General features: G+C 66.1%; 3 protein-coding genes. All 3 read left to right on the top strand.

Annotated elements, in window-relative coordinates; translation table 11 throughout:
- Positions 1–242: 50S ribosomal protein L7/L12 (rplL, locus tag A612_RS01450; protein ID WP_019372839.1), on the top strand; the 242-nt coding region annotated here is incomplete at its 5' end.
- A 299-nt stretch (positions 243–541) separates the two neighbouring features.
- Positions 542–4,666: a DNA-directed RNA polymerase subunit beta gene (gene rpoB, locus A612_RS01445; protein ID WP_019372838.1), complete on the top strand. Its 4,125-nt coding sequence runs from the start codon at positions 542–544 to the stop codon at positions 4,664–4,666.
- A 21-nt stretch (positions 4,667–4,687) separates the two neighbouring features.
- The coding region (locus A612_RS01440; RefSeq protein WP_019372837.1) for a hypothetical protein at positions 4,688–6,131 on the top strand (1,444 nt) is incomplete at its 3' end.

The following is a 6,131-nucleotide window of genomic DNA, read 5'->3' as shown; positions in this document are numbered from 1 at the left end:
CCGGCGGCGGTGCTGCTGCCGCTGAGGAGAAGACCGAGTTCGACGTCGTGCTGAACGAAGCCGGCGCGAACAAGGTGGCGGTCATCAAGGCCGTGCGCGAGATCACCGGCCTGGGCCTGAAGGAAGCCAAGGACCTGGTGGACGGCGCTCCCAAGCCCGTCAAGGAAGCCCTGCCCAAGGCCGACGCCGAGGCCGCGGTCAAGAAGCTGGTGGACGCCGGCGCCAAGGCCGAGCTCAAGTAATCCCTGCTTGTGCCCTGGGCTGGAGGTCTTGTCGAAAAGGCCTCCAGCCTTTGGTGCTTATGGGCGCAGCCCGCAGAGCACACCAGAAAGCCGTCCCGGAGCGGTCCGGGCGCCTTCCCCGAAGGGGCTTTCTAGTGTCTTCTGTCCCAGCCGACAGCAGAAGACGCCTTGGTTCGGGCGATGTGCAACGCATCGCCGTCCGCCATGGTTGGTAGTGGCCAACCAGCCAAGCCCGCAAGGTGGCCGCCCTGCGGGGCAGTCGTCGAAGACCCTGTTCCCTGTCTTTGCCCGGAGATCTCATGGCCCAAGCATCCTCGTACAGCTTCACCGAACGCAAGCGCATCCGCAAGAGCTTCGGCAGCCGCGACAGCGTGCTCCAAGTCCCTTATCTGCTGCAGATGCAGCGCGATGCCTACACCGCCTTCCTGCAGGCCGACACCCCGCCGCAAAAACGCCTGAACGAGGGCCTGCAGGCCGCATTCAACTCGGCCTTCCCCATCGTATCGCACAACGGCTTCGTGGAGATGAAGTTCGTCGAGTACAACCTGGCCAAGCCGGCGTTCGACGTGCGCGAGTGCCAGACGCGCGGCCTGACCTATGCGTCGGCCGTGCGCGCGCGCGTGCAGCTGATCATCTATGACCGCGAGTCCTCCACGGCGCAGTCCAAGGTGGTCAAGGAGGTCAAGGAGCAGGAGGTCTACATGGGCGAGGTGCCGCTCATGACCGACAAGGGCTCGTTCATCATCAACGGCACCGAGCGCGTGATCGTGAGCCAATTGCACCGCTCGCCCGGCGTGTTCTTCGAGCACGACAAGGGCAAGACGCACAGCTCGGGCAAGCTGCTGTTCTCGGCGCGCATCATCCCCTACCGCGGCTCGTGGCTGGACTTCGAGTTCGACCCCAAGGACATCCTGTACTTCCGCGTCGACCGCCGCCGCAAGATGCCGGTGACGATCCTGCTCAAGGCCATCGGCCTGACCCCGGAAGCCATCCTGGCGAACTTCTTCGTCAACGACAACGTGCGCCTGATGGACTCGGGCGCGCAGATGGAGTTCGTCGCCGATCGCCTGCGCGGCGAGGTGGCGCGCTTCGACATCACGGACAAGTCCGGCAAGGTCATCGTCGCCAAGGACAAGCGCATCACGGCGCGCCACACGCGCGAGCTCGAGCAGTCGGGCACCACGCACGTGAGCGTGCCCGAGGACTTCCTGCTGGGCCGCGTGGTCGCACGCAACATCGTCGATCCGGACACGGGTGAGATCATCGCGCGCGCCAACGACGAGCTGACCGAGGCGCTGCTGAAAAAACTGCGCTCGGCCGGCGTGCAGGAGCTGCAGCTCATCTACACCAACGAGCTCGACCAGGGCGCCTACATCTCGCAGACGCTGCGCATCGACGAGACCACCGACGAGTTCGCCGCGCGCGTGGCCATCTACCGCATGATGCGCCCCGGCGAGCCGCCGACCGAGGACGCGGTGCAGGCCCTGTTCCAGCGCCTGTTCTACAACCCCGACACCTACGACCTGTCGCGCGTCGGCCGCATGAAGTTCAACGCCAAGATCGGCCGCGACGATCCCACCGGCCCCATGGTGCTGTCCAACGAGGACATCCTGGCGGTGGTGAAGATCCTGGTGGACCTGCGCAACGGCCGCGGTGAGGTGGACGACATCGACCACCTGGGCAACCGCCGCGTGCGCTGCGTGGGGGAACTCGCCGAGAACCAGTACCGCACGGGCTTGGCACGCATCGAGAAGGCCGTCAAGGAGCGCCTGGGCCAGGCCGAGAACGACCCTTTGATGCCGCACGACCTGATCAACTCCAAGCCGATCTCCGCGGCCCTGAAGGAGTTCTTCGGCGCGTCGCAGCTGTCGCAGTTCATGGACCAGACCAACCCGCTGGCCGAGATCACCCACAAGCGCCGCGTCTCGGCGCTCGGCCCGGGGGGTCTCACGCGCGAGCGCGCCGGCTTCGAGGTGCGCGACGTGCACGTCACGCACTACGGCCGTGTGTGCCCGATCGAGACGCCGGAAGGCCCGAACATCGGCCTGATCAACTCGCTGGCGCTGTATGCGCGCCTGAACGAGTACGGCTTCATCGAGACGCCGTACCGCCGCGTGGTCGACGGCAAGGTGACCGACGAGATCGATTACCTGTCGGCCATCGAGGAAGGCAAGTACATCATCGCCCAGGCCAACGCCGCGCTGGACGAGGAAGGCCGCCTGACGGGCGAGCTGGTGAGCGCGCGCGAGCAGGGCGAATCGACCCTGGTGTCGGCCGACCGCGTGCAGTACATGGACGTGTCGCCCGCGCAGATCGTCTCGGTGGCGGCCTCGCTGGTGCCGTTCCTCGAGCACGACGACGCCAACCGCGCGCTGATGGGCGCCAACATGTCGCGCCAGGCGGTTCCCGTGCTGCGTCCGGAAAAGCCCATGGTGGGCACCGGCATCGAGCGCGTGGCGGCGATCGACTCGGGCACGGTGGTCACGGCGCGCCGCGGCGGTGTGGTGGACTATGTGGATGCCACCCGCATCGTGGTGCGCGTCGATGACGCCGAGGCGGTGGCCGGCGAAGTGGGCGTGGACATCTACAACCTGATCAAGTACCAGCGCTCCAACCAGAACACCAACATCCACCAGCGCCCCATCGTGCGCCGCGGTGACCGGCTGGTCAAGGGCGACGTGATCGCCGACGGCGCCTCCACCGACCTGGGCGAGATCGCCATCGGCCAGAACATGCTGATCGCCTTCATGCCCTGGAACGGCTACAACTTCGAGGACTCGATCCTGATCAGCGAGCGCGTGGTGGCCGAGGACCGCTACACATCGATCCACATCGAGGAGCTCGTGGTCATGGCGCGCGACACGAAGCTGGGCCCCGAGGAAATCACCCGCGACATCCCGAACCTGTCGGAGCAGCAGCTCGGCCGCCTGGACGAGTCCGGGATCATCTACGTGGGCGCGGAAGTGCAGCCGGGCGACACGCTGGTGGGCAAGGTGACGCCGAAGGGCGAGACCACGCTCACCCCCGAAGAGAAGCTCCTGCGCGCCATCTTCGGCGAGAAGGCCTCCGACGTGAAGGACACCTCGCTGCGCGTCGACCAGGGCAGCTCGGGGACGGTGATCGACGTGCAGGTCTTCACCCGCGAGGGCATCCAGCGCGACAAGCGCGCGCAGCAGATCATCGACGACGAGCTCAAGCGCTTCCGCCTGGACCTGAACGACCAGCTGCGCATCGTCGAGGCCGACGCCTTCGACCGGATCGAAAAGCTGCTGGTGGGCAAGAAGGCCAACGGCGGCCCGCAAAAGCTCGCCAAGGGCGCGACCATCGACAAGGAATACCTGGCGAGCGTAGAGAAGTTCCACTGGTTCGATATCCGCCCGGCGGACGAAGCGGTGGCCGCGCAGCTCGAATCCATGAAGAACGCCATGGAGCAGACGCGCCACAGCTTCGACCTGGCCTTCGAGGAAAAGAGGAAGAAGCTCACGCAGGGCGACGAGCTGCCCGCGGGCGTGCTCAAGATGGTCAAGGTGTACCTGGCCGTCAAGCGCCGCCTGCAGCCCGGCGACAAGATGGCCGGCCGCCACGGCAACAAGGGCGTGGTCTCGAAGATCGTGCCGGTGGAGGACATGCCCTACCTGGCGGATGGCACGCCGGTGGACATCGTGCTCAACCCGCTGGGCGTGCCGTCGCGCATGAACATCGGCCAGGTGCTGGAGGTGCACCTGGGCTGGGCCGGCAAGGGCCTGGGCCAGCGCATCGAGGAGATGCTGCAGCGCGAGGCCAAGGCCGCGGAGGTGCGCAAGTTCCTCGAGCAGATCTACAACACCCGCGGACGCAAGGAAGACCTGTCGAAGCTGGGCGACGAGGAGCTGATGGCCATGGCGCGCGAGCTGACCACGGGCGTGCCCTTCGCCTCGCCGGTGTTCGATGGCGCCTCCGAGGCGGAGATCAAGGACATGCTCAAGATGGCCTACCCGGACGAGATCGCCCAGGCCAAGGGGCTGACCGAGACGCGCACCCAGGCGCACCTCTACGACGGCCGCACCGGCGAGCGCTTCGAGCGCCCGACGACCATCGGCTACATGCATTACCTGAAGCTGCACCACCTGGTGGACGACAAGATGCACGCGCGCTCCACCGGCCCGTACTCGCTGGTCACGCAGCAGCCGCTGGGCGGCAAGGCGCAGTTCGGCGGCCAGCGCTTCGGCGAGATGGAAGTGTGGGCGCTGGAGGCCTACGGCGCGGCCTACGTGCTGCAGGAGATGCTCACCGTCAAGTCCGACGACGTGCAGGGCCGTACCAAGGTCTACGAGAACATCGTCAAGGGCGAGCATGCCATCGAGGCCGGGATGCCCGAGTCGTTCAACGTGCTGGTCAAGGAGATCCGCTCGCTGGGCCTGGACATCGAGCTCGAGCGCTCTTAAATCAAGGAAGGATAGGTTCCCATGAAATCGCTACTCGACCTGTTCAAGCAATTCACGCCGGATGAGCATTTCGATGCCATCAAGATCGGCTTGGCATCGCCCGAGAAGATCCGTTCCTGGTCCTTCGGCGAGGTGAAGAAGCCCGAGACCATCAACTACCGCACCTTCAAGCCCGAGCGCGACGGCCTGTTCTGCGCCAAGATCTTCGGGCCGGTGAAGGACTACGAGTGCCTGTGCGGCAAGTACAAGCGCCTCAAGCACCGCGGCGTGATCTGCGAAAAATGCGGCGTGGAAGTGACCCAGACCAAGGTGCGCCGCGAGCGCATGGGCCACATCGACCTGGCAGCGCCCTGCGCGCACATCTGGTTCCTGAAGTCGCTGCCCAGCCGTCTCGGCCTGGTGCTGGACATGACGCTGCGCGACATCGAGCGCGTGCTGTATTTCGAGGCCTACGTGGTCACCGACCCGGGCATGACGCCGCTCAAGAAGTTCTCGATCATGAGCGAGGACGAGTTCGAGAAGCAGCGTGCCGAGCACGGTGACGAGTTCGTCGCCAAGATGGGCGCCGAGGGCATCAAGGAGCTGCTGGAGGGCATCGACCTGGAGGTCGAGATCGAGCGCCTGCGCGGCGACCTGACGGGCTCGGAGGTCAAGGTCAAGAAGAACGCCAAGCGCCTGAAGGTGCTGGAGGCCTTTCGCAAGTCGGGCATCAAGCCCGAGTGGATGATCCTGCAGGTGCTGCCCGTGCTGCCGCCGGACCTGCGTCCGCTGGTGCCGCTCGATGGCGGGCGCTTTGCCACCTCCGACCTCAACGACCTGTACCGCCGCGTCATCAACCGCAACTCGCGCCTGCGCCGCCTGCTGGAGCTCAAGGCCCCGGAGATCATCGCGCGCAACGAAAAGCGCATGCTGCAGGAAGCCGTCGACAGCCTGCTGGACAACGGCCGCCGCGGCAAGGCGATGACGGGCGCCAACAAGCGGGCTCTCAAGTCGCTGGCCGACATGATCAAGGGCAAGGGCGGGCGCTTCCGCCAGAACCTGCTGGGCAAGCGCGTCGACTACTCGGGCCGCTCGGTGATCACCGTGGGCCCGACGCTGAAGCTGCACCAGTGCGGCCTGCCGAAGCTGATGGCGCTCGAATTGTTCAAGCCCTTCATCTTCTCGCGCCTGGAGCAGATGGGCATCGCCACGACCATCAAGGCCGCGAAGAAGGAAGTGGAAGCCGGCACGCCGGTGGTCTGGGACATCCTGGAGGAGGTCATCCGCGAGCACCCGGTGATGCTCAACCGCGCGCCGACGCTGCACCGCCTGGGGATCCAGGCCTTCGAGCCGATCCTGATCGAGGGCAAGGCGATCCAGCTGCATCCGCTGGTCTGCGCCGCCTTCAACGCCGACTTCGACGGCGACCAGATGGCTGTGCACGTGCCGCTGTCGGTGGAGGCGCAGCTGGAGGCGCGCACGCTGA

Source organism: Melaminivora alkalimesophila (assembly GCF_000282995.1).
GTDB lineage: Bacteria > Pseudomonadota > Gammaproteobacteria > Burkholderiales > Burkholderiaceae_C > Melaminivora > Melaminivora alkalimesophila.
Note: the sequence above shows the minus strand (reverse complement) of the source record. Positions and strands in the feature narration are given on the sequence as shown.

Coding starts and splice junctions, on each gene's coding strand:
- rpoB (WP_019372838.1), top strand. CDS start 542: ATGGCCCAAGCATCCTCGTACAGCTTCACCGAACGCAAGCGCATCCGC.